Origin of the sequence: Streptomyces sp. NPDC048185, from assembly GCF_043202495.1 — a bacterium.
Taxonomy (GTDB): domain Bacteria; phylum Actinomycetota; class Actinomycetes; order Streptomycetales; family Streptomycetaceae; genus Streptomyces.
Genome location: NZ_JBIDAN010000016.1, coordinates 63,101 through 85,106, shown reverse-complemented (window position 1 = coordinate 85,106; position 22,006 = coordinate 63,101). Strand labels below are relative to the sequence as shown.

Below are 22,006 nucleotides of genomic sequence, written 5' to 3'. Positions count from 1 at the left end.
GCTCCCCGCCCTCCCCGCGGCGGGCCGCGCCGCCTCCCGTCCCGTCGCACCTGTTCGCCTGTTCGCCTGTTCGCCCTAGGAGAGGCATGTCCCCGCACAGCAAGAACAGCTCTCTGGAGACGGATCCGGCCGGCACCGGAGCCCGGGATCCCGGAACTGCCGCCCGCGACACGGCCGTACCCGACCGTCGGCGTGCCGCGGTGCGGTCGCTGCGGCTCGCCGGGTGTGCCGCGCTGCTGGCCGTGGCGCTGACCGCGGGGGCCGCCGCGGTCGGGGGCGCGCGGGAGGGGCGGGGCGCACCGCCGGCCGGTGCCCGCGGGAGGGCGGCGCTCGCGGTGCCGGCCGGCGCGGAACCCGCGGCGGACATCGGCGCGCTGCAGCGCCGCCTGCGGGACCGGCCCCGGGACGCCGTCGCCTGGGCGGCTCTCGGGCTGGCCCACGTCGAACAGGCCCGCACCGACGGCGACCCCTCACGCTACCCACGGGCCGAGCGGGCCCTGGAACGCTCGCTGGAGCTGCGTCCCGGCAACGACCGGGCCCTCGCCGGCCGTGCCGCCCTCGCCGCCGCCCGGCACCGGTTCGCCGACGCGCTGACGTACGCCGACCGTGCGCTGAAGGCGAACCCCTACAGCGAACGCGCCCTGTGCTCCCGCGTCGACGCCCTCGTCGAGCTCGGCCGCTACGACGACGCGGCCCGGGCCGCCGACACCGCCGACGCACGGCGGCCGGGCGTCCCCGTCTTCACCCGGTACGCGTACGTGCGGGAGCTGCGCGGCGACGTGCGCACCGCACGCCGGGTGCTGGGTCAGGCCCTCGCCGTGGCCTCCTCGCCCGGGGACGTCGCCTACGTCGCCACCCAGCTGGGCCGGCTCGCCTGGAGCCAGGGCGAGTATCCGGCGGCCCTGCGCCACTTCGCCCGGGCCCTCGCCGCCGACGACACCTACCTGCCCGCCCTGGAGGGCCGCGCCCGCGCCCGGGCCGCGAGCGGTGACGCGGACGGTGCCGTCGAGGATTTGGAGGCCGTCGTGGCCCGCGCCCCGCTGCCCGGTCCGCTCGTCGCGCTCGGCGAGCTGTACGAGGCCCGGGGGGACACGGCCCGGGCCCGCGCGCAGTACTCCCTCGTCGGTGCCTGGACGGCACTCGCCCGCGCGCGCGGTGTCGACGCGGACCTGGACACCGCCCTCGCCGCGGCCGACCACGGTGACCGGGCGGCGGCGCTGCGCGCGGCCCGCGCCGAGTGGGACCGCCGCCGCACCGTGCACACGGCGGACGCGCTGGCGTGGGCGCTGCACGTGAACGGCCGTGACGCCGAGGCCCTGCCGTACGCCCGCCGGGCCGCCGCCCCCGGCTACCGCGACGCCTCCTTCCTCCACCACCTCGGCGTGATCGAGTCCGCCGTGGGGCACGACCGGGAAGCGCGCCGGTATCTGCGGGCGGCCCTGGACCTCAACCCCGGCTTCTCGCCGCTCGGTGCCCGCGAGGCGCGTGCACTCCTCGACGGCCGGGAGGCGGACCGGTGAGCCGCGTGCCTCCACCGCGCCGGCTCCCGGCACGCGGCGCGGCCGTCCTGCTGGCCGCAGCCGCGCTGACCCTGGTGCCCGTCCACCCCGCGGCCGCGCATCCGCTCGGCAACTTCACGGTCAACCGCTACGACGGCCTGGTCGCCGCCCCGGGCGAGCTGCGCGTCGACCACGTCGAGGACCTCGCCGAGATTCCGGCGACCCAGGCCGCGCCGGACCGCGAGCGGCTCGGTACGGCCGAGTGGGCCCGCCGGCGCTGCGAGGCGGCGGCACGGGACAGCCGACTCACCGTCGCCGGCCGCGCCGTCGCCCTCACCGCGCGGCACAGCCACGCGCGCGTGCGGCCGGGCCAGGCCGGGCTCGACACCCTGCGCGTCGAGTGCCGGCTCACGGCGCCGCTTCCCGCGTCGGCCTCGGTCGGCGTGACCTTCCGCGCCGCCGGTTCCTCCTCCGGACCCGGCTGGCGGGAGATCACCGCGCGCGGCGACGGAACGACGCTCACCGCGACGGACGTGCCCGGGGCGTCGGTCTCGCAGGAACTGACGCGCTACCCCGACGAGCTGCTCTCCTCCCCGGCGGACACCGCGACCGCCTCTCTGCGGGTCCGGCCCGGCGGACCCGCCCTGGACCGGGCACGGCAGGACGCTCCGGCCGCCTCCGTCCTGCCACGGGGCGCCGACCGCTGGACGCGCGCCCTCGGCTCGCTCGCCGCCCGCCGCGACCTCACCCTCGGCTTCGCCGGTCTGGCCCTCGCCCTCGCGCTGGCCCTCGGCGCCCTGCACGCGCTCGCGCCGGGCCACGGCAAGACCCTGATGGCCGCGGCGGCGGCCGCCCGGGGCGGCGGGGCCCGGCTGGCGGACGTCCTGCCGCTGGCCGCCTCGGTGACGGTCACGCACACCCTCGGCGTGGTCGCCCTCGGCCTCCTCGTCACCGCGGGGTCGGCGGCCGGGCCCTCGGTCGTCGCCTGGCTGGGCGTGGCGGGCGGCGTCCTGGTGACCCTGGCGGGCGCGAACCTCCTGCGCCGGGCCCTGCGCGACCGGACCCGCCCCCACTCCCCCTCCGGCACCCACCACTCCCACTCCCACCCGCATCCCCACTCCCACAGCCACAACCACAGCCACAGGGAGCACCATCACCCCACCCTGCGCGGCACCGTCCTCCTCGGCTTCGCCGGCGGGCTCGTGCCCAGTCCGTCCGCCGTGGTGGTGCTCGTCGGTGCGGCGGCGCTCGGGCACGCCTGGTTCGGGCTGCTGCTGGTCGTCGCGTACGGCGCCGGGCTCGCCCTGACCCTCACCGCGGCCGGAGTCGCGGTGGTCCGGCTCGGCGACGGTGTGCGCCACGTGCTGACCCGGCGCCCCCGCTGGACGGCGGGCCGGCGGGCCGCGCTGGTGCGCCGGGCCGTGCCCCTCGCGTCGGCCTGCGCCGTCGTGGCCGTCGGTGCCGGATTGGTGTTCAGGGGGGCGGCATCCGCACTGGGCTGAGCTACTTTGGGAAGAATCTCCGGGATCAGTGCGGGCGATCCGCGCGCGACGTCATAGGGGGCGCCGGTGTTCGAAGACCCCGGCAGTGAGCGTGTGGTCGCCGGCCGCTACCGTCTCCTGTCCCCTCTCGGCGAGGGCGGCATGGGCACGGTGTGGCGGGCCCGCGACGAGGTGCTGCACCGCGAGGTCGCCGTCAAGGAGGTCCGCGCGCCCGCCGGGCTCCCGGACGCCGAGGTGCGGCGGATGTACGCCCGGCTGGAGCGGGAGGCCCGGTCCGCCGCCCGCGTCGCCCACCGCAACGTCGTCACGGTGTACGACGTGGCCTCCGACGACGGCCGGCCCTGGATCGTGATGGAGCTGGTGCGCGGCCTGTCCCTGGCCGACCTGCTGGACGGGGAGGGCCGGCTGGAGCCGCGGCGGGCCGCCCGCATCGGCGCCGAGGTGCTGGCCGCACTGCGGGCCGCGCACGCGGCGGGCGTGCTGCACCGGGACGTGAAACCGGCCAACGTGCTGCTGGCCAACGACGGCCGGGTGGTGCTCACCGACTTCGGGATCGCCAGGCTCGAGGGCAGCTCCGCGCTGACCATGACCGGCGAGGTCGTCGGCTCCCCCGAGTACCTCGCGCCGGAACGGGCACTGGGCCGCACGCCCGGCCCGGAGTCCGACCTGTGGTCGCTGGGTGTCCTGCTGTACGCGGCCGTCGAGGGCTCCTCGCCGTTCCGTCAGGACACTCCGCTGAGCACCCTGCGGGCGGTCGTCGACGAGGAGCTGCCGCCGCCGCACCGGGCCGGTGCGCTCGCGCCCGTCGTCGAGGGCCTGCTGCGCAAGGACCCGGCGGAGCGGCTGCCGGCCGGGCGGGCCGAGCGGGACCTGCGGATCGTCGCGGCCGGCGGCACGCCCGCCGGGGAAGGCCCGCCGCTCGCGGACACGGCGCCGGCCGCCGCGTACGCCCCGGCGGACGCCGCCCGCCCCGGACCGCTGTCGCCGACGCCGCCGCTGCCCGTGCCCGCGACGCCGGCGGGGCCCGGGCCCGCCGCCCCCGGGGATCGGGAGGGCCGCGCGCGGACCGTGCTGGTCGTGGGGCTGGCCGTGCTCGCGCTGGCGCTGGCCGGGCTGACGTACGCGCTGCTGGACCGCTCGGACGGCGGTGGCGGCACGGCGGGCTCGGGCGGGAGCCGTCCGCCGGAGGCGAGTTCGGCGGCACCGAGCCGTACCGAGGAGAGCGAGGAGCCGAGTCCGTCGGCCGGTTCCGAGAGCCGCGGCCCCGGGAGCAGCCCCCCGCCGCAGTCGGTGAAGGTGTCCCTGACGGGCTCGCGCACCCACTACTCGGGGAGCTGTCCCCCGCCGCACGACCGGGCGCCCGTCTTCACGGCGACGTTCACGGTGGGGCGGCTGCCGGCGCGGGTCGGCTACCGGTGGGTGACGGAGGACGGGAAGGTCTCCGACCCGGGCTGGAGGACGCTGTCGTTCCCGGCGGGCGGTGGCCGTTCGCGGCAGGACACCGTCGTCGTGACGACGAACGACGACGGCGGCGCGTCGGAGAGCGCCGTCCGCGTGGAGGTACGGGAGCCGGTGGAGGCGACGTCGGACGCGGTGACGTTCTCGGTGACCTGCGCGACGGAGGGGGAGACCCCGACGGGCGGGGCCTCCCCCTCCTCCAGCTCTTCCGCTTCTCCTTCCGCTTCGGGTCAGGCGGCGCTGTTGAGGACCGGCAGGTAGCCGCCCGACTGGCCGGCCGCGGTCGGGTGGTACGACTCACCGATGTTGAGCCAGTTCACGCTGTGCAGCCAGGCACTGCCGGAGCAGATCTCGTGCCCGGTGAAGGGGGAACGCACGTCGCCGAAGGTGAAGCCGTGGTCGGCGGCGCGCTTGGCGATGGTGGTGTTGAGCAGATCGGACGCGTCGTTGATCGCCTTCCGCTTGGTCTCGGACAGGCCGATGCAGGAGGTGCCGAGCTTGTAGAAGCGCGGGTAGCCGATGACGACGACACGGGCGTTCGGGGCCTTGGTGCGGATCGCCGAGTAGACGCTGTCGAGGTTGCCGGGCAGGGTCTGGCCGACGTACGCCCGCGCGGTGTTGATCCGCGCCAGGCAGGAGCTCTCGGACTGGAGCACACAGGTCGTCATGACGTCGGCGAAACCGGCGTCGTTGCCGCCGATGCTGATCGACACGAGGCCCGTGGAGGAGCCGAGCGGGCCGAGCTGTCCGGCGAGAACATCACCCGTACGGGCGCCGGAGCAGGCGGTGAAGTCGAACGACGAGGGTGAGTGGGCGGCCGCCCAGAGGTACGGGTAGGCCTTGGTGCTGCGCTTGCAGTCGCCGCTGGAGCCGATGTAGCTGCCCGAGCCGACGCCGGAGGAGTAGGAGTCGCCGAGGGCCACGTAGCCGCCGGTGACCGCGGCCGGGGACGCCTGGGCCGTCGCGGCCCCGGTGAGGGCGGCGCCGGCGGCCAGGAGGACTGAAGTCAGGAAGCCGACAAGTCGGGAACGTCTCATGGAACCTCCCTTTAGCAGGATCTCTGCTTCAACCGTGGTAGCAGCTACGCGTGTTGACAGGAAGTGTCCATGCCAAGAAATGGCTGACGATGATTCAAAATCGGACGAAAGCCGGTGGGAACACCAGTGCCGTCTTGCGCTCTCCGGCGGACTGGGCCACATTGAGGCCCGGCATCTTGGGCTTCAGGGGGCAAAGCGGAACGGTCCGGGGACCCACACCCGCGGGAGAAGGCCTCTCAAGAAGAACGGATGACGGCAAAACAACAAAAACGTGAGACCTCGTTTCAGGTCTTGCCATAGAGGTTCAATCGTCAATACCGTCATACATCTCCCGCATCGGTACGTCGGCAAGCGGCTCAGGGGAGGGCTCGAGGCCGCGGCGGACCGGGGCGGGGCGCGGTAGGGGGGTGCCGTGCTCGGTGACCACATCGGTGGCCGGGCCGTGCCGCGCGGTCGGCTGCCGTTTTTCTTGTCGGCGTCGACAGGCTTTGCCAGCTCACCTGGCACGCACGGGGGTCCATGCCGTCGCGCCGTGGGTGAGAACCCCCCTTTCGAACCGGATTCAGAGCCGGACCGCCCCTGGGGCGGGCGGTCCGCCGGACGAGAGGGACCAGACTCATGAGCTCAGTTCTGCAGCCGGCGGTCACGGACAACGGTCCGTCACCCGACGGCAAGTACCGGCCCGTCTCCTCGCACCTGGCCATCGCTCCGCCGGTGAGCGTGGTCATCCCCGCGATGAACGAGGCGGAGAACCTTCCCTACGTCTTCAAGACGCTGCCCGACTGGATCCACGAGGTCGTCCTCGTGGACGGCAACTCCACGGACGACACCGTCGAGGTCGCCCGGGCGCTGTGGCCGGACGTCAAGGTCGTCGAGCAGCGCGGCAAGGGCAAGGGCGACGCGCTGATCACCGGCTTCGAGGCGTGCACCGGGGACATCATCGTGATGGTCGACGCCGACGGCTCGGCCGACGGCCAGGAGATCGTGTCGTACGTCTCCGCCCTCGTCTCGGGCGCCGACTTCGCCAAGGGGTCCCGCTTCGCCAACGGCGGCGGCACCGACGACATGACCTTCATCCGCAAGCTCGGCAACCGCGCCCTGTGCGCGGTCGTCAACCGGAAGTTCGGCGCCCGCTACACCGACCTCTGCTACGGCTACAACGCGTTCTGGCGGCACTGCCTGGACAAGATCGACCTCGATTGCACCGGTTTCGAGGTCGAGACCCTGATGAACATCCGGGTCGTCAAGGCCGGTCTGAAGGTGCAGGAGATACCCAGCCACGAGTACCTGCGCATCCACGGCGTGAGCAACCTGCGCGCCGTGCGGGACGGGCTGCGGGTGCTCAGAGTGATCCTCGACGAGCGCTCCAACCGGCGTGCCCTGCGCAGTCGTACGCACTCGCCGACGCTCGTGTCGGTCGGCTCGGCGCGGGGGAAGGTGTCTTGAGCGCTGCCGGCACTCCCCCCACGATCTCGGTGGTGGTCTGCGTCTACACCGAGGAGCGCTGGGAGGACATCCTCGCGGCGGTCTCCTCGGTGCGGGCGCAGTCCCGCCCGGCCCTGGAGACCCTGCTGGTCGTCGACCACAACGAGGGGCTCCGGGACCGGCTGCTGAAGGAGTACAAGGAGGCCGGTGACGTGCGGGTGCTCGCGAACGCGGGCCCCCGCGGGCTGTCGGCCGGCCGCAACACCGGCATCGCGGCCTCGCGCGGCGAGGTCGTCGCCTTCCTCGACGACGACGCCGTGGCCGAGCGCGACTGGCTGCGGCACTTCGCCGCCGGGTACGCCGATCCGGCGGTCATGGCCGTGGGCGGGCGCACGGAGCCCGTCTGGGCGTCGGGGCGCCGGCCGGACTGGTTCCCGGAGGAGTTCGACTGGGTGGTGGGCTGCACGTACCGCGGCCTGCCGCCCGGCCGGGTCCGGGTGCGCAACGTGCTCGGCGGCAACGCCTCCTTCCGGCGCGAGGCGTTCGACGCGGCGGGCGGCTTCGCCACCGGCATCGGACGCGACGGCGACAAGCGCCCGCTGGGCTGCGAGGAGACGGAGCTGTGCATCCGGCTCTCCCGCGCCCGGCCCGACGCGGTGCTGCTGATCGACGACCGGGCGGTGATCCACCACCGGGTGCCCGGGGCGCGCGAGCACTTCGGCTACTTCCGCACCCGTACCTACGCCGAGGGCCTGTCCAAGGCGCTGGTGGCCCGGAGCGTCGGGGCGGGCAAGGGCCTGGAGTCGGAACGCCGGTACGCCACCCGGGTCCTGCCGGCCGGGGTGGTGCGCGGCCTGCGCGACGCCGCGCTGGCCCGGCCGGGCGGCGCGCGCCGGGCGGGGGCGATCGTGGCCGGGGTCCTCACGGCGGCGGGCGGCTACGTGGTGGGCAGCGTACGGGCGCGGCGCGGCGGGACCACCTTCTCGGTGGCTCCCGTCGGACCGGCCGAGGGGGGCGCGCATGGCTGAGGTGGCCGGGGCCGACGCGCGGGTGCCGATCCTCATGTACCACGCGGTCGCGACCGACCCGGACAGGGCGACGCGCGCCCTGTCCGTGACCCCGGAGGCCTTCGCCGGGCAGATGGCGGCCATCGCCGAGCGCGGGCTCACCCCGGTCGGCACCGCGGAGCTGGCCGCCGCCTGGCGCTCCGGCCGCCCGTTGCCGAAGCGGCCGGTCCTCGTCACCTTCGACGACGGCTACGAGGGGGTGCACCGGCACGCGCTGCCCGTGCTCGCCGAGCACGGGTTCCCGGCGACGCTGTTCGTCTCGACCGGCTGGCTGCGCGGCCCGTACGACACCGGCGGCGCCTTGGACACCATGCTCGACTGGGACCAGGTGCGCGAACTGGCCGCCGCGGGCGTGGAGATCGGCGGGCACAGTCACAGCCATCCGCAGCTCGACCAGCTCGGCGAGGACCGGCTGCGGTACGAGCTGATCCACTGCCGGGAGATCCTCACCGACCAACTGGGCACCGCTCCGGCCTCGTTCGCCTACCCGTACGGCTACTCGGACCGCCGGGTGCGGCGGGCGGTGCGCGAGACGGGGTACGCCCAGGCGCTCGCCGTGGGCAACGGCCTGGCCCGCCGGCGGCAGGGGCCGTACGCCCTGCGGCGGGTCACCGTGCGCCGCGGCACGGGGCCCGAGGAGTTCGCCCGGCTGGTCGAGGGGCGCGCGATCGCCCGCACGTTCGCCCGCGACCGCGCGCTCACCAAGGGGTACGCCGTGCTCCGCCGGACGCGCCGGGCCCGGGCGCGCCTGCCGGGGGCCGGTGCCTGAACCACCGGCCGCCGGATGCCGCGTATGCCGCGTGTGCCCGGGAAAACGGGTGCACGCGGCGTCCGCGTGCCCGATCATGGCGGCATGTCCGTGAACCCGCACGACGCGCTGCCGATCCGGCTCAACGTCGACGACAGCGACTCCCCCTCCGACGTGGTCGACGCGCTGTTCCTCGGCCGCTTCGCCACCGGCGAGCAGCCGTTCGCGCACGCCGCGAACATCGACCGCGTGCGGTCCGGGGCAACACTGCTGCCGCCCGGCGCGCGCGTGCTGCGCGTCGCCCGCGACGACGACCGCAGCGCGACCCTGGCGGAGGGCGACGGCTGGACGCTGCTCGTCTCGCGCTGGAGCCGGGGAGCCGACGTCACGGTGACGGCGACCAGCGCCGACCTGGCAGAGAAGGTCCTCGGCGACGCGACGGACGGCGCCACGGACGAGCCGGAGCCGCAGCCGGAGAACGTCACCATGGGCTTCTGGTACGTCTCCCCGCGGCGCGGCCCGCACCGCACCACCCGGCAGATCTCGGCCGGCACCTGGGACGAGGTCCGGGCCAACTACACCGCTCCGGTCGCACAGGCGATGGACGGCCTGATGAAGACGACCCCGGAGGACATCGCGGGCCGGCTGCTGCTCCTGCACGGGCCGCCGGGCACCGGCAAGACGTCGGCGCTGCGGACGCTCGCCCGGTCCTGGCGGGACTGGTGCCAGGTGGACTGCGTGCTGGACCCCGAGCGCCTCTTCTCCGACGTCGGCTATCTGATGGACATCGCCATCGGCGAGGAGGACGCGGCGGGCAGGGACCGCTGGCGGCTGCTGCTGCTGGAGGACTGCGACGAGCTGATCCGCGGCGAGGCCAAGCACACCGCGGGCCAGGCCCTCTCGCGGCTGCTGAACCTCACGGACGGGCTGCTGGGCCAGGGCCGCAACGTCCTGGTCGGGGTGACGACCAACGAGGACCTGGAGCGGCTGCACCCCGCCGTCGTCCGCCCCGGCCGCTGCCTGGCCCGCATCGAGGTGGGCCCGCTCACCCGCCGGGAGGCGGTGGACTGGCTCGGCACCGAGGAGGGCGTCGGCCGGGAGGGCGCGACGCTGGCGGAGCTGTTCGCGCTGCGCCGGGGCACCTCGCCGACCACGCTGCCGGAGCCGCGGGACGGCGCGGAGGCGGGGCTGTACCTGTAGCGCTTTGATGGGGGTATGACCCTGTTCGTCGGCACGTCGGGCTGGCAGTACCGGGACTGGCGGGACGTCCTGTACCCGCCCGGCCTGCCCGTGCGGCTGTGGCTGGAGCGGTACACGGCCGCGTTCGCGACCGTGGAGATCAACAACGCGTTCTACCGGCTGCCCGCGCGGGAGACCTTCGAGGGCTGGCGCGAGCGGGTGCCGGCGGACTTCGTGGTCGCGGTCAAGGCGAGCCGTTATCTCACCCACGTCAAGCGCCTGCGGGACCCCGAGGAGCCGGTCGGGCGCCTGATGACCCACGCGGCCGGGCTGGGCGACCGCTTGGGCCCGGTGCTGCTGCAACTGCCGCCGACGCTGCGCGGCGACGCCGGGCTGCTGGACGCCTGCCTGGCCTGCTTCCCGCCCGGCACCCGGGTCGCGGTGGAACCCCGGCACGCCTCCTGGTGGACGCCCGAGGTGCGCGGGGTGCTGGAGTCGCGGGGTGCGGCGCTGTGCTGGGCGGACGTCCTGGCCCGCCCGGTCACCCCGCTGTGGCGCACGACCGACTGGGGTTACGTCCGCTTCCACCAGGGCCGGGCCGCCGCCTGGCCGCACTACGGCCGCCGGTCGCTGGCGACGTGGCTCGACCGCATCGCGACGACCTGGCCGGACACGGCGGAGGTGTACACCTTCTTCAACAACGACCAGAAAGGAGCGGCGGTCCGGGACGCGGCCCTGTTCGCCCGACTGGCCCGCACCACGAACCTGACGGTCACCCGCACGCCGTCAGGGGCGCGGGAAACTGCGCGACCAGCCACACCGGACCCGCAGTCGGCATCGGACGTCCGGCACAACGGCGCTCAGTCCCCATAAGCCGCCCGCAAGGCATCCCGCACGGCCGCCAGCGCATCCGGCTCCGCGAGCCCGAGCCGCCGAGCCCGCTCGGCATAGACCCGCGCCGCCGACGCCAGTTCCCGCTCCGCCGCGGAGCCCGCCGCGGCGACGAACGTTCCGTTGCGCCCCCGCGTCTCGATCACCCCGTCCGCCTCCAGGGCCCGGTACGCCTTGGCGACCGTGTTGGCGGCGAGCCCCAGGGACTCGGCGAGTCCCCGCACCGTCGGCAGCCGGTACCCGACCGGCAGCGCGCCCGACCGCGCCTGTTCGGAGATCTGCGCGCGCACCTGCTCGTAGGGCGGGGCGCCGTCGCCGATGTGGATGTTCAAGGTCATCCGGCGATTGTCCCGCACGCGCCGGAAATTCGGAGGCATCGCGCCCACGGCCCCGCGTAGCGTGCGGCCCCATGACCGTCATCGTGCGCGATCTGCGCCCCGGGGTGCGGGCCGACCTGGAGGGCTTCGCCCGGGTCCGGCACGCGGCCCTGCCGTACATCCTGTTCACCCCGGACTCGATCGTCCACGCCCTCACCCGGTCCCACCCCGGGGCGCGGTTCCGCTCCCTGGTCGCGGAGGAGGGCGGCGAGATCATCGGCACGGCCCAGGTCGGGCTGGTCCACGACAGCCCGGAACCCGGGCAGGCTTTCCTCAACATCTACGTCCACCCGGACAGGGCCCGGCACGGCGCCGGGGGGCTGCTGACGCGCACCGCCGAGGAGTACCTGGCCGGCGAGGGGGCGACGAAGCTGTTCGCCTGGGTGCTGGACGAGCCCGCCAACCTGGCCTTCGCCGAGCGGTACGGCTACGAACGGCGGCGCTCGGCCCACTTCCTGCGGCTGGACCTGGCCGGTGGCGCGCTTCCGCCGCCGTCGTCCCCTCCTCCCGGTGTCGAACTGCGCACCGCGGCCGACTTCGCGGACGACCCGCGCCCGCTGTTCGAGCTGGACGCGGAGACGGCCGCGGACGAACCGAGCGACGTGGACCACGCGTTCACGGACTACCGCGCCTGGCTCGCCGACACCTGGCAGCACCCTCTGCTGGACCGGGAGCTGACCACGGTGGCGCTCGTCGACGGCCGCCCCGCCGCCTTCAGCCTCGCCCACACCTGCGGCACCCGCTATCACTCCGCCATGACCGGCACGGCCGCCGCCCACCGCGGCAGGGGCCTGGCCACGCTCGTCAAGACCGACTCCCTGCGCCGCGCCCGCGCGGCGGGGTGCACGGAGGCCTTCACGGGCAACGACACCGGCAACGGCCCGATGCTCGCCCTCAACAAGGGGCTCGGGTACGAGGTCTGCGCGACGGAGGTGCGGTATGTCCGCGAACTCGGCTGACTCACCGGCCCAGGTGGAGGTCGTCCTGGTCAAGGCGGGCCGGACGAAGATCCGTTACCCGAGCGAGCTGCTGCACGACGACGGCACGCGGGTCGTGGTCCGCGCCCCCTGGGCCGGCGACGGTGTCCGCGACTTCGGCTTCGTGCGCTTCGAGGCGGGTGACGTCTTCACCGAGTACTACTGGCGCGACCGCTGGTACTCCGTGAAGGAGGTCCGTGCCGCCACGGGCGCGGTGAAGGGCTGGTACTGCGACATCACCCGCCCCGCCGTGCTGACGGGGTCGGAACTGGTCGTCGAGGACCTCGACCTGGACCTGTGGCGCTCCGCGGACGGCACGGACGTACGGCGGCTGGACGAGGACGAGTTCGCCGCGAGCGGCCTGGCGGAGCGGGATCCGGAGGCCGCCGCTGCCGCCGTGGCCGCGCTGGACGCGCTGGAGCGGCTGGCCCGCGGGGAGGGCTTCAGGGGCCTGCTGGCGTAGGCACCGGGGAGGGTCCGGGCAGCGCGACCACCGCGTACCGCTCGTCGTCGACCTCCTTGCCCCACAACGACGGGTCGTCCGACAGCCGTTCCACCCGGACCTGCCCGCCGAGCGGGGCGAGGAGCCCGGTGAGCCGGCCGGCGGGTATGCCGACCGGGCTGACGCTCCCCCACACGCCCTCGACGAGGACCAGCCGCCCTCCCGGCCGCAGCAGCTCACGCCAGTGCGCCAGGACGCGGCCGGGGTCGGGCAGCGTCCACAGCACGTGCCGGACGAGGACGGCGTCGAAGCTCCGCTCCCCCACCGGCGGTGCCCCGGCGTCACCGACCAGGAACGCCGCGTCACGACCGGCGAGTTTGGTCCGGGCCAGCTCCACCATGGCCGGGGAGCGGTCGACGCCGGTCACCCGGTGTCCCTGCTCGGCCGCCAGGAGCGACAGGCTGCCGGTGCCGCAGCCCAGGTCGAGGACGTCCGCGGGCCGGCCGGGCAGCCAGGAACGCAGCCGGGCGGCCCAGGTCCGGCGCACGCCTGGGTCGCGCAGCCCGTGGTCGGGCTCCTCGTCGAAGGCGGCGGCCCTCGAGTCCCAGTCGATACCCGCTGGAGTCGTCGTGTCACTGTCGCTCGTCATGTGCTCAAGAGTGACATCCGCCACTGACAGCGATGCATCGATGAGGAACTCTCGGGGAAAGGGTCTACCTCCGTGACAACGCGGAACCCGGTGGATCCGTGAGGAGGCAGCCATGCGCCGTCTGACCGTGCAGAAGCCCCTGAAGAAGACCGACGCCCGCCGAGTCCGCGAGGAGGCCGACGAACGCCCCGCGGGGCGTCCGGAGGTCCGCAAGGACATCGCACGCACGTGGTGGCCGGACAACTGACCGGGCGCCCGGCCATGAGACGCCTCGGACGCGTCAGGGCAGCCGCTTGCGGTAGTGGACGCGGTCGTAGGGCCCGTCCACCCGGCGCTCCACGACCTCGTACCCGTACTTCGGGTAGATCTGCTGGTTCTCCCACATCAACGCGTTCGTGTAGAGCCTGATCTCGGGCAGGCCCAGCGCACGCGCGCGGGCGTCCACGAACCGCAGCAGCCGCCGCCCCACGCCCGTGCCGTGCGCGTCGGGGTGGACGGCGATGCTGTCGAGGAACAGATGGTCCTCGAACGCCTCCAGCACCACGAGGCCCACGACGGGACCGCCCGGGGCCTCTTCCGTGACGAACACCTTCCCCGCGGCCACGTCCGCCGCGTGGTCCGCCTCCATCGGCTTCGGCACCACCCCGATGCGCTCGATGTACGGGCGGTACGCCGCGTCAGTGACGGCCGCCACCGCGGGCACGTCCGCCTCGGTCGCTGGCCTGATCTCCGCCGGCCCGGTCTCGGCCGACCCGGTCTCCTTGTCGCTCATACGGCGAACGGTACGTACCTGAGCGCAGTCTGAGCACTCCCTTAACGCGACCATAAGGATCTCCGGGACGCGCTCCCAGCAGGGGATTTCACGGTTTCCAGGGGCTAGCTTGCTGATCACCCCACGGGTTCCGGCCCAAGTCCCAGTGACCGTCGAGGAGTTCCCCATGCCCGCATCCCGCAGGGCCGCCGCCGTCGCCGCCGGCCTCGCCCCGCTCGCCCTGACCGCGCTGGCCGCCGCGCCCGCGTCGGCCCACGGCTCGATGGGCGACCCGGTCAGCCGGGTGTCGCAGTGCTACGCCGAGGGCCCCGAGAGCCCGAAGTCGGCCGCGTGCGAGGCCGCGGTCGCGGCGGGCGGCACCCAGGCGCTCTACGACTGGAACGGCATCCGCATCGGCGACGCCGGCGGGCGGCACCAGGAGCTGATCCCGGACGGCAGGCTGTGCAGCGCGAACAGCGAGGAGTTCAAGGGCCTCGACCTGGCCCGCGCCGACTGGCCCGCGACCGGCGTGAACAGCGGCTCGTACACCTTCAAGTACCGTGTGACCGCCCCGCACAAGGGCACGTTCAAGGTCTACATCACCAAGCCCGGGTACGACCCCGCGAAGCCGCTCGGCTGGGGTGATCTGGATCTGTCCGCCCCGGTGGCGACGGTCACCGACCCGGTGGCCTCGGGCGGCTACTACACCTTCTCCGGCACGCTCCCCGAGCGCACCGGGAAGCACCTGCTGTACGCGGTCTGGCAGCGCTCGGACAGCCCCGAGGCGTTCTACTCCTGCTCGGACGTGTCCTTCGGCGGAGGCGGTGGAGGCGGTGCCGGCGGTGCGGACGGTGACGCGGGGGGCGGCGCCGCCCCGGCGCCGTCGGCCTCCGCACCCTCCGAGGAGCAGCTCGCGGCGGCGGCCGGCAAGTCGACGGTCGAGCACCACGGGCACGGCGACCAGGACGCCGCGACGACGACGGACCCGACCGCCCCGGCCGCGGCCCCGACCGCGCCGACGGCTCCGGCGGCTCCGCGGGAGACCCCCGGGAGCGCCGCGGCCGGTGAGCCCAACGAGGTCAGGGCCGCCGGCGCCGGTACCGGGAACCTCGCCGAGACCGGCGGCGACGGCAGCACCTCCTACCTCGCCGTCGGGGGTGCCGCCGCCCTGGCGCTCGGCGCGGCGGTGCTGTTCGCGTCGGTGCGCCGGCGGGCGCTGGGCGGCGGCCGGCACGGCCGCTGACCCGGACCACAGGGGGACGCGGGGCTCGTCCGGCGGCTCAGGCCGGGCGAGCCCCGCGTGGTGTGCCGGTGCCGGGGTCAGCCGAAGACCGAGGCGCAGGTGGTGGGGGCGGCGTGCGCCGGGTCGAGCGCGTTGGCCACCTCGTGGAAGGCGATCCGGTCGAACAGCCCGATCGCCAGGTGCTCGGACAGGTCGAGCGGACACAGGTCCTGGAGCAGGACGTTGCGCACGCCGGGCCCGCTCAGGTACTGGCCGCGGTACGGCGTGACCACCTCGTCGTACCGCGTGGCGAGGACGGTGTAGCGGACGCCGGGGACGGTGTCGCCGCCCTCGTTGAGCTCGGTGAGGACGTCGGAGCCGGCGATCTGGTCGGCGAGGGCGGGGGTGTGCTCGTTCAGCAGGTCCTCGGCCCCCGGGAAGTACGGCAGCAGGTGTGTGAGGCCGGACAGGGTGGTGCCGTGGTTGCTGGGCGCGATGCCGACGAGGGCGTTCACCTTGCCGGCTCCGCCGAGGAACTTGAGGTAGTAGCGGGGCATCATGCCGCCCTGCGAGTGGCCGACGATGTCGGCCTTCGCCGCGCCGGTCGCGGCGAGCACCTTGTCGACGTGGGCGGAGAGCTGCTCGGCCGACTTCTCGACCGGCCCCAGGCCGTGGAAGAGCGGGACGCCGGGCAGTTGCCCGTAGTCGAGGGAGAAGACGCAGTAGCCGCGGTTCGTCAGGTAGGGCGCGAGGCCCAGCCAGTTGTCGACGGAGTTCCCGAAGGTGCCGTGGACCAGGACGACGGGGCGGGGGTGGGCGGCGGACGGCTTGCAGGTGTAGTCGTTCCAGCCGGTGCTGGGGCGCGCGTCGGCGGCGTGGGCGGTGGTGGCGGGGACCAGGGCGGCCGCGGCGGTCAGCAGCAGCGCGGCCAGGGGTCTGAGCACTCGCTTCCAGGGCAGCATCGGGTGATCTCCTTGCGGACCGAGGGAGGTGCGACGGAATGACGCCCTGTGATCCGGATCACGGGATGCTGTTCACCCGTCAAGTTACGGGTGAGTAGCGCACGTGTGAAGTTACGCGTCAGTAAAAAATCCCCGGGACAACCGGCGGCGGCCGGGCCACGGGTGATAAAGGGTCACCAGCTGGGCCGCACGGGCCCGTCGGGGGCGACGCGGGCCAGCAGGCCGTGCAGCGTGAGGACCCCGCCCTCCCCGATCACGTCGGTCCACGCGTGCACGGCCTCGGCCGCCGCCTCCTCGGCCGCCCGCGTGCACGCCCACCCCCGCTCGGTCAGCACGACCAGCCGGGCCCGCGCGTCGGCGGGGTGCGGCCGGCGCTCGGCGTACCCCTTGCGGACCAGCTCGTCGACGAGCTGGCTCGCGGCCTGCTTGGTCACCCCGAGGTGCGCGGCGAGGTCGGTGGCCGTCGCGCCGTCCGGGGCGAGCCGGGCGAAGGCGAAGCCGTGGGCGGGCCGCAGCCCTTCGAAGCCGCGGGCGACGACACCCTCGTGGATGCGCTGCGTGAGTCCGCCGGCGGCGGCGAGCAGGGCGACGGACAGGGCCATGGCTTCGGAGTTCTGCACGGGGGCATTGAAACACCCTTGACGAAATGGTCAAGCAGCTTGACCATGAGGACGAGAGATAGTCAAGCTTCTTGACCACTACCCCGGGGAGTCCGTCATGCCCGTCGTCCGCGCCTCCGAAGGTGTCACCCACGAGATCCACGGCGCCCGCTTCGTCTCGTACGCCACCCCCCGCAGCGGCAGCGAGGAGCTGTGCGCCTGGCGGGGCGAGATCCCCGCGGGGATGAAGGCTCCCGCGCACACCGTCAACCGGGAGGAGATCTTCCACCTGCTCACCGGCGAGCTGCTGGTCACCCTCGACGGCCGCACCGAGCGCGTCACCGCGGGCGACACGGTGATCATCAACGCGGGGGCGACCCTCGCCGTGGAGAATCCCACCGACCGGACCGCGACGTCCTGGGTCACCACCTCCGCCGGCCTGGAGGCCGAGCTCGCGGACGGCACCCGCCTCACGCCCCCGTGGGCCAACTAGGGGGCGTCGTTTGGATCTTGCCGGGGTCGCGGCACGGCACCGTGGTCCGGAGCCGGCCTGATTCGAACGACACCCTAGGCCCGTACGGGGAAATCACGCCGCCAGGGACCCCGGCATCACCGCCCGGGGGCCGAACTTCGCCCGTGCGCGGTCCGCGACCTCCTCGATCCGGCGGACCTTCTCGTCCACGGGGTCGAAGGTGAGCTGGTGGGAGGCCTGCTCGGCGGGGGTGAGGCCCTCGGCGCGCAGGGCGACCGAGCGGACCCGGGCGCGCTGGAGGCCGAGCGCCTCGTACATGCCGTACGCGGCCCGGGTCAGGGCCGCCGAGTGCGCGGTCGGCTCCTTCAGGGTGCGGCTGCGGGTGGTGGCCGAGCGGTCGGCGTAGCGCACGGTCAGGGTGAGGGTGCGGCACACCTTGTCCACGGCGCGCAGCCGGGCGCCCAGTTCCTCGGCGGCCGAGAGCAGGGCGCGGCGGTGCCGGCCGGGGTCCAGTTCGTCGCGGGTGAAGGGGCGTTCGGCGGCCAGGGAGCGCGAGATCCCGTTGGGGACGACCCGGCCGCGGTCGACGCCCTGCGCCTTCTCGTGCAGCTCGCGGCCGGCCCTCGCGCCGACCAGGCGCTGGAGCGTGGACAGGGGCGCGGCGGCGACCCGGCCGAGGGTGTCGAGGCCGTACTCGCACAGGGTGCGGGCGGTCGCGGTGCCGACGCCGGGCAGCGCGGCGACGGGCTTGCCGGCGAGGAAGTCCCGCTCCTCGCCGCCGGGCACCGCGCGGGTCAGCCCCGGCCGGGCGTCGCGCAGGGCCATGCGGGCCGTCATGGGGCCGGGTCCGGCGCCGATCGCGCAGTCGACGCCGTACAGGGCGAGGGCGCGGACCCTGATCACCGAGGCGAGTTCCACGGCGGAGCGCCCGAAGTACCGCTCGGCGCCGCGCAGGTCGGCCAGCGCGCCGTCCGGCGGCAGCGCCTCGACGACCGGCGTGAACTCCTCCAACAGCCCCAGCAGCTGAGGCAGAGCCGCCTCGTACATCGGCGGCAGCTGGAAACGTACGCAGAGAATCGTCATCCCGCACTCCCCGGACTCTGGTGCCACAACTTCCTTCCCACCGCGGGCCCTTCGCCCGCGGGGCGCAGATCGGCCCAGGGGTGCATCTCGTACCCCGTGGACATGCGGATCTTCCGCTGCTCCATCGGGTCCTGGGCCGCGGAGCCGGCCGGCGCGGGCCGCCCGTCCGAACCGGCGAGGCGGCGGCGCGCGGGGGCGCCCTCGGGGTCGTCGTCCCGGCTTCCGCCCGCTCCGGCCAGCCGGGCCGCCACGCCCTCCAGCCCTTCCTCCCGGCGCACTTCCAGCAGGTCGGCGAGGTTCCAGGCGGCTGAGCCCACCACGCTGAGGCTGCGCGGACCGCGCCGCTGCACCACCCCGCGCACCAGCAGCAGCCAGGAGTGGAAGACGGTGTGCGCGCAGGTGTCGTGGGAGTCGTCGAAGAAGGCGAGGTCGACCAGGCCGGTACCGTCGTCCAGGGTGGAGAAGATGACCCGGCGTCCGGAGCGGATCGGCGGGGTCTGGGTGGCCGCCTTGGCGCCCGCGACCAGCACCGTCTCCCCGTGCCGGGCCTCACGCAGCCGCTTGGCCGACCTGACGCCCAGCTCGCGCAGGAAGGTGCGGTGGTCGTCCATCAGGTTGCGCGAGGCGTCCATGGAGAGCACGCCGAGTTCGGCGCTGAGCTTCTCCGCCGAGGTGAGGTCGGGCAGCCCGGCCGACGCGGTCTTCCGTCCGCCGGACAGCGGGAGCTGGTCGCCGCGTCCGCCGCGGGCGCCGCGGTGCAGTTCGGTCAGGTGCAGTTGCAGGTCGCGGCGGTTGGCGCCGAACGCGTCCAGCGCGCCGACCTGGGCGAGCCGCCCGGCAAGCGGCCTGCTGGGGCGGGCCCGTTCCCAGAAGTCGAGCAGGGAGGCGTAGGGCTGCCCCTCGGCGATCCGCTCCGCCTCGGCCTCGCTGATGCCGTGCACGTCGGAGAGGGCGAGGCGGAGCCCCCACTTCCCCGGCCTCCTTGATTCAGACACCAGTTCGATCCTGTGTGCGGCCCCGGACTTGTTCACGTCCAGCGGCAGGATCGGCACCCCGCGCCGCCGCGCGTCCGCCAGCAGCAGCCGCTTGGGGTACATGCCGGGGTCGTGGGTGAGCAGGCCGGCGTAGAAGGCGGCCGGGTGGTGGGCCTTCAGCCACGCCGACTGGTACGTCGGCACGGCGAAGGCGACCGCGTGCGCCTTGCAGAAGCCGTAGCTGCCGAAGGCCTCGACGATCTCCCAGGTCCGCTGGATCGTTTCCGCGTCGTAGCCGTTCGCCGTCGCGTGCTGGGCGAACCACACCTTGATCCGTCCCTGCGACTCCGGGTCGGACAGACCGCGCCGCACCCGGTCCGCCTCGCCGCGTCCGCAGCCGGTCATGATCGCCACGATGTCGATGATCTGCTCGTGGAAGACGACGACCCCGTAGGTGCCCTCCAGCGGCTCCGCCAGGTCCTCGTGCGGATAGCGCACCGGTGCCCGCCCGTGCCGGGCCTCGATGAACGGCCGCACCATGTCGGCGGCGACCGGACCGGGCCGGAAGAGCGAGATGTCGACGACGAGGTCGTGGAAGGTGGACGGCTGGAGCCTGCCGACCAGGTCCCGCTGCCCCGGCGACTCGATCTGGAAGCAGCCGAGCGTCTCGGCGGAGCGGATCAGCCGGTACGTCGCCGGGTCGCCCTCCGGTACGGCGTCCAGGTCGACCTCGGTGCCCGTGGCCCGCTTCACCTCGGCGACCGCGTGCGCCATCGCCGACTGCATCCTGACGCCGAGCACGTCCAGCTTGAGCAGCCCGAGGTCCTCCACGTCGTCCTTGTCGAACTGGGCCATGGGGAAGCCCTCGCCGCTGGTCGGCATGACCGGCGTGCGGGAGAGCAGGGAGGCGTCCGACAGCAGCACTCCGCAGGGGTGCATGGCGATGCCGCGCGGGAGGGCGTCGAGGCCCTCGACCAGTTCCCAGAGCCTGCCGTAGCGCCCTCCTCCGTCCCGCCGGGACTCCCCCGCCAGCTCCCTCAGCTCGGGCAGCTCCTCCAGCGCCGCGCGGGCGTCGCGGGCGCGGATGTGCGGGAAGGACTTGGCGACGCGGTCGATCTCGGCCGGGTCCATGGACAGGGCGGCGCCGACGTCGCGGATGGCGTGGCGCACCCGGTACGTCTCCGGCATGGCGACCGTGGCGACCCGCTCGGTGCCGAACCGGCCGATGATCGCGCGGTAGACCTCCAGGCGGCGCGCGGACTCCACGTCGATGTCGATGTCGGGCAGCACGACCCGCTCCTTGGACAGGAACCGCTCCATCAGCAGCCCGTGCTCGACCGGGTCGGCGTGGGCGATGCCGAGGAGGTGGTTGACGAGCGAGCCCGCGCCGGAGCCGCGCGCGGCGACCCGGATGCCCATGTCCCGTACGTCGTCGACGACCTGGGCGACGGTGAGGAAGTAGGAGGCGAAGCCGTGGTGGGCGATGATGTCCAGCTCGCGGTGCATCCGCTCCCAGTACTCCCGGCGGCCGGCGTGTCCGCGCAGCACCATGCCGGCCGCCGCCCGGGAGGCGAGCGCGCGCTGGGCGGTGCGGCGGCCGGCGCCGACGAGGTGCGGTTCGGGGAAGTGGACGGCGCCCATGCCGAGGTCCTCCTCGGGGTCGACCAGGCACTCGGCGGCCGTGGCCCGGGTCTGCTCCAGCAGGCGGTGGGCGGCCTCGCGCCGGAAGCCCGCGGCCTCGACGATCCGCTCGGCGGCCTGCCGCATGGCACCGGCGTCCTTGAGCCAGGCCTCGCCGGAGTCCAGTTCCCTGGTGGCGTCGATGGGGACCAGGCGGCGGGCGGCGTCCAGGACGTCGGCGACGGGGCCCTGGCCGGGGTCGGCGTAGCGGACGGCGTTGGTGAGCACCGGCCGGATGCCCTGCTCGGCGGCGAAGCCGACGGTGCGGGCGGCCAGGCGCAGCGAGCCGGGGCCGGTCCCCGTGCGGCCGTGCCAGACGGCCTCCAGGCGCAGGGCGTCGCCGTGGACCTCCCGCCAGGGGGCGAGGAGCTTCGCGGCGCGGTCGGGACGCCCGGCGGCGAGGGCGCGGCCGACGTCGGAGCCGGGGCCGAGCAGGACGGTCAGGCCGTCGGCGTGGTTGTCGGGCCAGGACAGCAGCGGGGTGCCCTCGGCCGTGTGGGCGGCGGAGACCAGGCGGCACAGGTCGGCCCAGCCGCGGGCGCCGTCCCGGGCGAGGAAGGTGACCCGGGGGGCCGACTCGTCGACGAAGGCGCCCCCGCGCACGGGGGTGCGGCGCCGGTCCCGGCGTACGGAGGTGTCCGTGCGGTCGGCTTCGGGCTCGGGAGCCGCGACCGCCAGCTCCGCGCCGAACAGGGGGCGGACGCCCGCCTTCGCGCAGGCCTTGGCGAAGCGGACGGTGCCCGCGAGGGTGTCGCGGTCGGTGAGGGCGAGGGCGTCCATGCCCCGCTCGACGGCACGCTCGGCCAGCCGCTCCGGGTGGGAGGCGCCGTAGCGCAGGGAGAACCCGGAGACGGTGTGCAGATGCGTGAAACCCGGCACACGCACCTCCGATCTCATGGACCCGACGCCTTATCGAACGTCTGTTCCCAACTACCTCACCCCCACCATAGACCAATTTTCGAATGTGTGTGCGACATCCGTTCGGCCCCTTCCCACCTGCGCAAACACCCGC

Annotated in this window: 21 protein-coding genes; 13 read left to right on the top strand and 8 right to left on the bottom strand. The window is 74.5% G+C overall.

What is annotated here, in order from left to right; genetic code table 11:
• Positions 1-86: 86 nt before the first annotated feature.
• The 3 genes from ACGF3H_RS33565 (at position 87) to ACGF3H_RS33555 (ending at position 4,720) form a co-directional block, all read left to right on the top strand.
• On the top strand, positions 87-1,520 hold the full coding sequence (locus ACGF3H_RS33565) for a tetratricopeptide repeat protein (RefSeq protein ID WP_362494132.1): 1,434 nt from the start codon (positions 87-89) through the stop codon (positions 1,518-1,520).
• Positions 1,521-1,525: 5 nt separating this feature from the next.
• Positions 1,526-3,001 carry a sulfite exporter TauE/SafE family protein gene (locus ACGF3H_RS33560; protein ID WP_362494343.1) on the top strand — a complete coding sequence of 492 codons (1,476 nt, stop codon included), beginning with the start codon at positions 1,526-1,528 and terminating at the stop codon, positions 2,999-3,001.
• A gap of 66 nt (positions 3,002-3,067) precedes the next feature.
• Entirely contained in the window at positions 3,068-4,720 is a 1,653-nt protein-coding gene (locus ACGF3H_RS33555; RefSeq protein WP_362494129.1) for a serine/threonine-protein kinase, read from the top strand.
• Here ACGF3H_RS33555 and ACGF3H_RS33550 read toward each other — a convergent pair.
• A complete protein-coding gene (locus tag ACGF3H_RS33550; RefSeq protein ID WP_362494125.1) occupies positions 4,690-5,496 on the bottom strand; it encodes an SGNH/GDSL hydrolase family protein in 807 nt (268 codons plus the stop codon). The genes ACGF3H_RS33555 and ACGF3H_RS33550 overlap by 31 nt on opposite strands.
• 618 nt (positions 5,497-6,114) lie before the next feature.
• Between ACGF3H_RS33550 and ACGF3H_RS33545 the strand changes: the two genes are divergently transcribed.
• The 5 genes from ACGF3H_RS33545 (at position 6,115) to ACGF3H_RS33525 (ending at position 10,788) form a co-directional block, all read left to right on the top strand.
• Positions 6,115-6,942: a glycosyltransferase family 2 protein gene (locus tag ACGF3H_RS33545; protein ID WP_362494122.1), complete on the top strand. Its 828-nt coding sequence runs from the start codon at positions 6,115-6,117 to the stop codon at positions 6,940-6,942.
• On the top strand, positions 6,939-7,949 hold the full coding sequence (locus ACGF3H_RS33540; protein WP_362494119.1) for a glycosyltransferase family 2 protein: 1,011 nt from the start codon (positions 6,939-6,941) through the stop codon (positions 7,947-7,949). Before ACGF3H_RS33545 ends, ACGF3H_RS33540 begins: the two co-directional genes overlap by 4 nt.
• Positions 7,942-8,757: a polysaccharide deacetylase family protein gene (locus tag ACGF3H_RS33535; RefSeq protein ID WP_362494115.1), complete on the top strand. Its 816-nt coding sequence runs from the start codon at positions 7,942-7,944 to the stop codon at positions 8,755-8,757. The genes ACGF3H_RS33540 and ACGF3H_RS33535 overlap by 8 nt, the downstream gene beginning before the upstream one ends.
• A gap of 84 nt (positions 8,758-8,841) precedes the next feature.
• Positions 8,842-9,936, top strand: coding sequence for a DUF5925 domain-containing protein (locus ACGF3H_RS33530; protein WP_362494111.1), 1,095 nt, complete (start codon positions 8,842-8,844; stop codon positions 9,934-9,936).
• Positions 9,937-9,951: 15 nt separating this feature from the next.
• Complete coding sequence (locus ACGF3H_RS33525; protein WP_362494108.1) at positions 9,952-10,788, top strand: DUF72 domain-containing protein; 837 nt, start codon at positions 9,952-9,954, stop codon at positions 10,786-10,788.
• Here the strand turns inward: ACGF3H_RS33525 and ACGF3H_RS33520 are convergent.
• Positions 10,776-11,144, bottom strand: a complete 369-nt coding sequence (locus tag ACGF3H_RS33520) for a GntR family transcriptional regulator (RefSeq protein WP_362494105.1) — start codon at positions 11,142-11,144, stop codon at positions 10,776-10,778. The two genes, ACGF3H_RS33525 and ACGF3H_RS33520, sit on opposite strands and share 13 nt — an antisense overlap.
• 71 nt (positions 11,145-11,215) lie before the next feature.
• Between ACGF3H_RS33520 and ACGF3H_RS33515 the strand changes: the two genes are divergently transcribed.
• Together ACGF3H_RS33515 and ACGF3H_RS33510 are read left to right on the top strand one after the other, a co-directional pair.
• The gene (locus ACGF3H_RS33515; protein ID WP_362494102.1) at positions 11,216-12,142 is read left to right on the top strand and encodes a GNAT family N-acetyltransferase; all 927 of its coding nucleotides are present in this window, start codon (positions 11,216-11,218) and stop codon (positions 12,140-12,142) included.
• Entirely contained in the window at positions 12,123-12,623 is a 501-nt protein-coding gene (locus tag ACGF3H_RS33510; protein WP_362494099.1) for a DUF402 domain-containing protein, read from the top strand. The genes ACGF3H_RS33515 and ACGF3H_RS33510 overlap by 20 nt, the downstream gene beginning before the upstream one ends.
• On the opposite strand, the gene ACGF3H_RS33505 is transcribed toward ACGF3H_RS33510, so the two are convergent.
• Complete coding sequence (locus ACGF3H_RS33505) at positions 12,604-13,251, bottom strand: class I SAM-dependent methyltransferase (RefSeq protein ID WP_362494096.1); 648 nt, start codon at positions 13,249-13,251, stop codon at positions 12,604-12,606. The two genes, ACGF3H_RS33510 and ACGF3H_RS33505, sit on opposite strands and share 20 nt — an antisense overlap.
• Before the next feature lie 112 nt (positions 13,252-13,363).
• Here ACGF3H_RS33505 and ACGF3H_RS33500 point away from each other — a divergent pair, with 112 nt between their 5' ends.
• Positions 13,364-13,498, top strand: a complete 135-nt coding sequence (locus ACGF3H_RS33500; RefSeq protein WP_077799539.1) for a hypothetical protein — start codon at positions 13,364-13,366, stop codon at positions 13,496-13,498.
• Between the two features lie 33 nt (positions 13,499-13,531).
• Here the strand turns inward: ACGF3H_RS33500 and ACGF3H_RS33495 are convergent, their stop codons facing one another.
• Entirely contained in the window at positions 13,532-14,023 is a 492-nt protein-coding gene (locus ACGF3H_RS33495; protein WP_362494092.1) for a GNAT family N-acetyltransferase, read from the bottom strand.
• Positions 14,024-14,189: 166 nt separating this feature from the next.
• On the opposite strand from ACGF3H_RS33495, the gene ACGF3H_RS33490 reads away from it, so the two are divergent.
• A complete protein-coding gene (locus tag ACGF3H_RS33490) occupies positions 14,190-15,245 on the top strand; it encodes a lytic polysaccharide monooxygenase (protein WP_362494090.1) in 1,056 nt (351 codons plus the stop codon).
• Between the two features lie 77 nt (positions 15,246-15,322).
• Here the strand turns inward: ACGF3H_RS33490 and ACGF3H_RS33485 are convergent, their stop codons facing one another.
• The gene (locus tag ACGF3H_RS33485; protein ID WP_362494087.1) at positions 15,323-16,186 is read right to left on the bottom strand and encodes an alpha/beta fold hydrolase; all 864 of its coding nucleotides are present in this window, start codon (positions 16,184-16,186) and stop codon (positions 15,323-15,325) included.
• 173 nt (positions 16,187-16,359) lie between these two features.
• The gene (locus tag ACGF3H_RS33480; protein WP_362494084.1) at positions 16,360-16,806 is read right to left on the bottom strand and encodes a MarR family winged helix-turn-helix transcriptional regulator; all 447 of its coding nucleotides are present in this window, start codon (positions 16,804-16,806) and stop codon (positions 16,360-16,362) included.
• A 97-nt stretch (positions 16,807-16,903) separates the two neighbouring features.
• On the opposite strand from ACGF3H_RS33480, the gene ACGF3H_RS33475 reads away from it, so the two are divergent.
• Positions 16,904-17,278, top strand: a complete 375-nt coding sequence (locus tag ACGF3H_RS33475) for a cupin domain-containing protein (protein ID WP_362494081.1) — start codon at positions 16,904-16,906, stop codon at positions 17,276-17,278.
• 93 nt (positions 17,279-17,371) lie between these two features.
• Here ACGF3H_RS33475 and ACGF3H_RS33470 read toward each other — a convergent pair whose 3' ends face one another.
• Positions 17,372-18,340: a hypothetical protein gene (locus ACGF3H_RS33470; protein ID WP_362494079.1), complete on the bottom strand. Its 969-nt coding sequence runs from the start codon at positions 18,338-18,340 to the stop codon at positions 17,372-17,374.
• On the bottom strand, positions 18,337-21,873 hold the full coding sequence (locus ACGF3H_RS33465; protein WP_362494340.1) for a DNA polymerase III subunit alpha: 3,537 nt from the start codon (positions 21,871-21,873) through the stop codon (positions 18,337-18,339). Before ACGF3H_RS33465 ends, ACGF3H_RS33470 begins: the two co-directional genes overlap by 4 nt.
• Between the last annotated feature and the right edge of the window lie 133 nt (positions 21,874-22,006).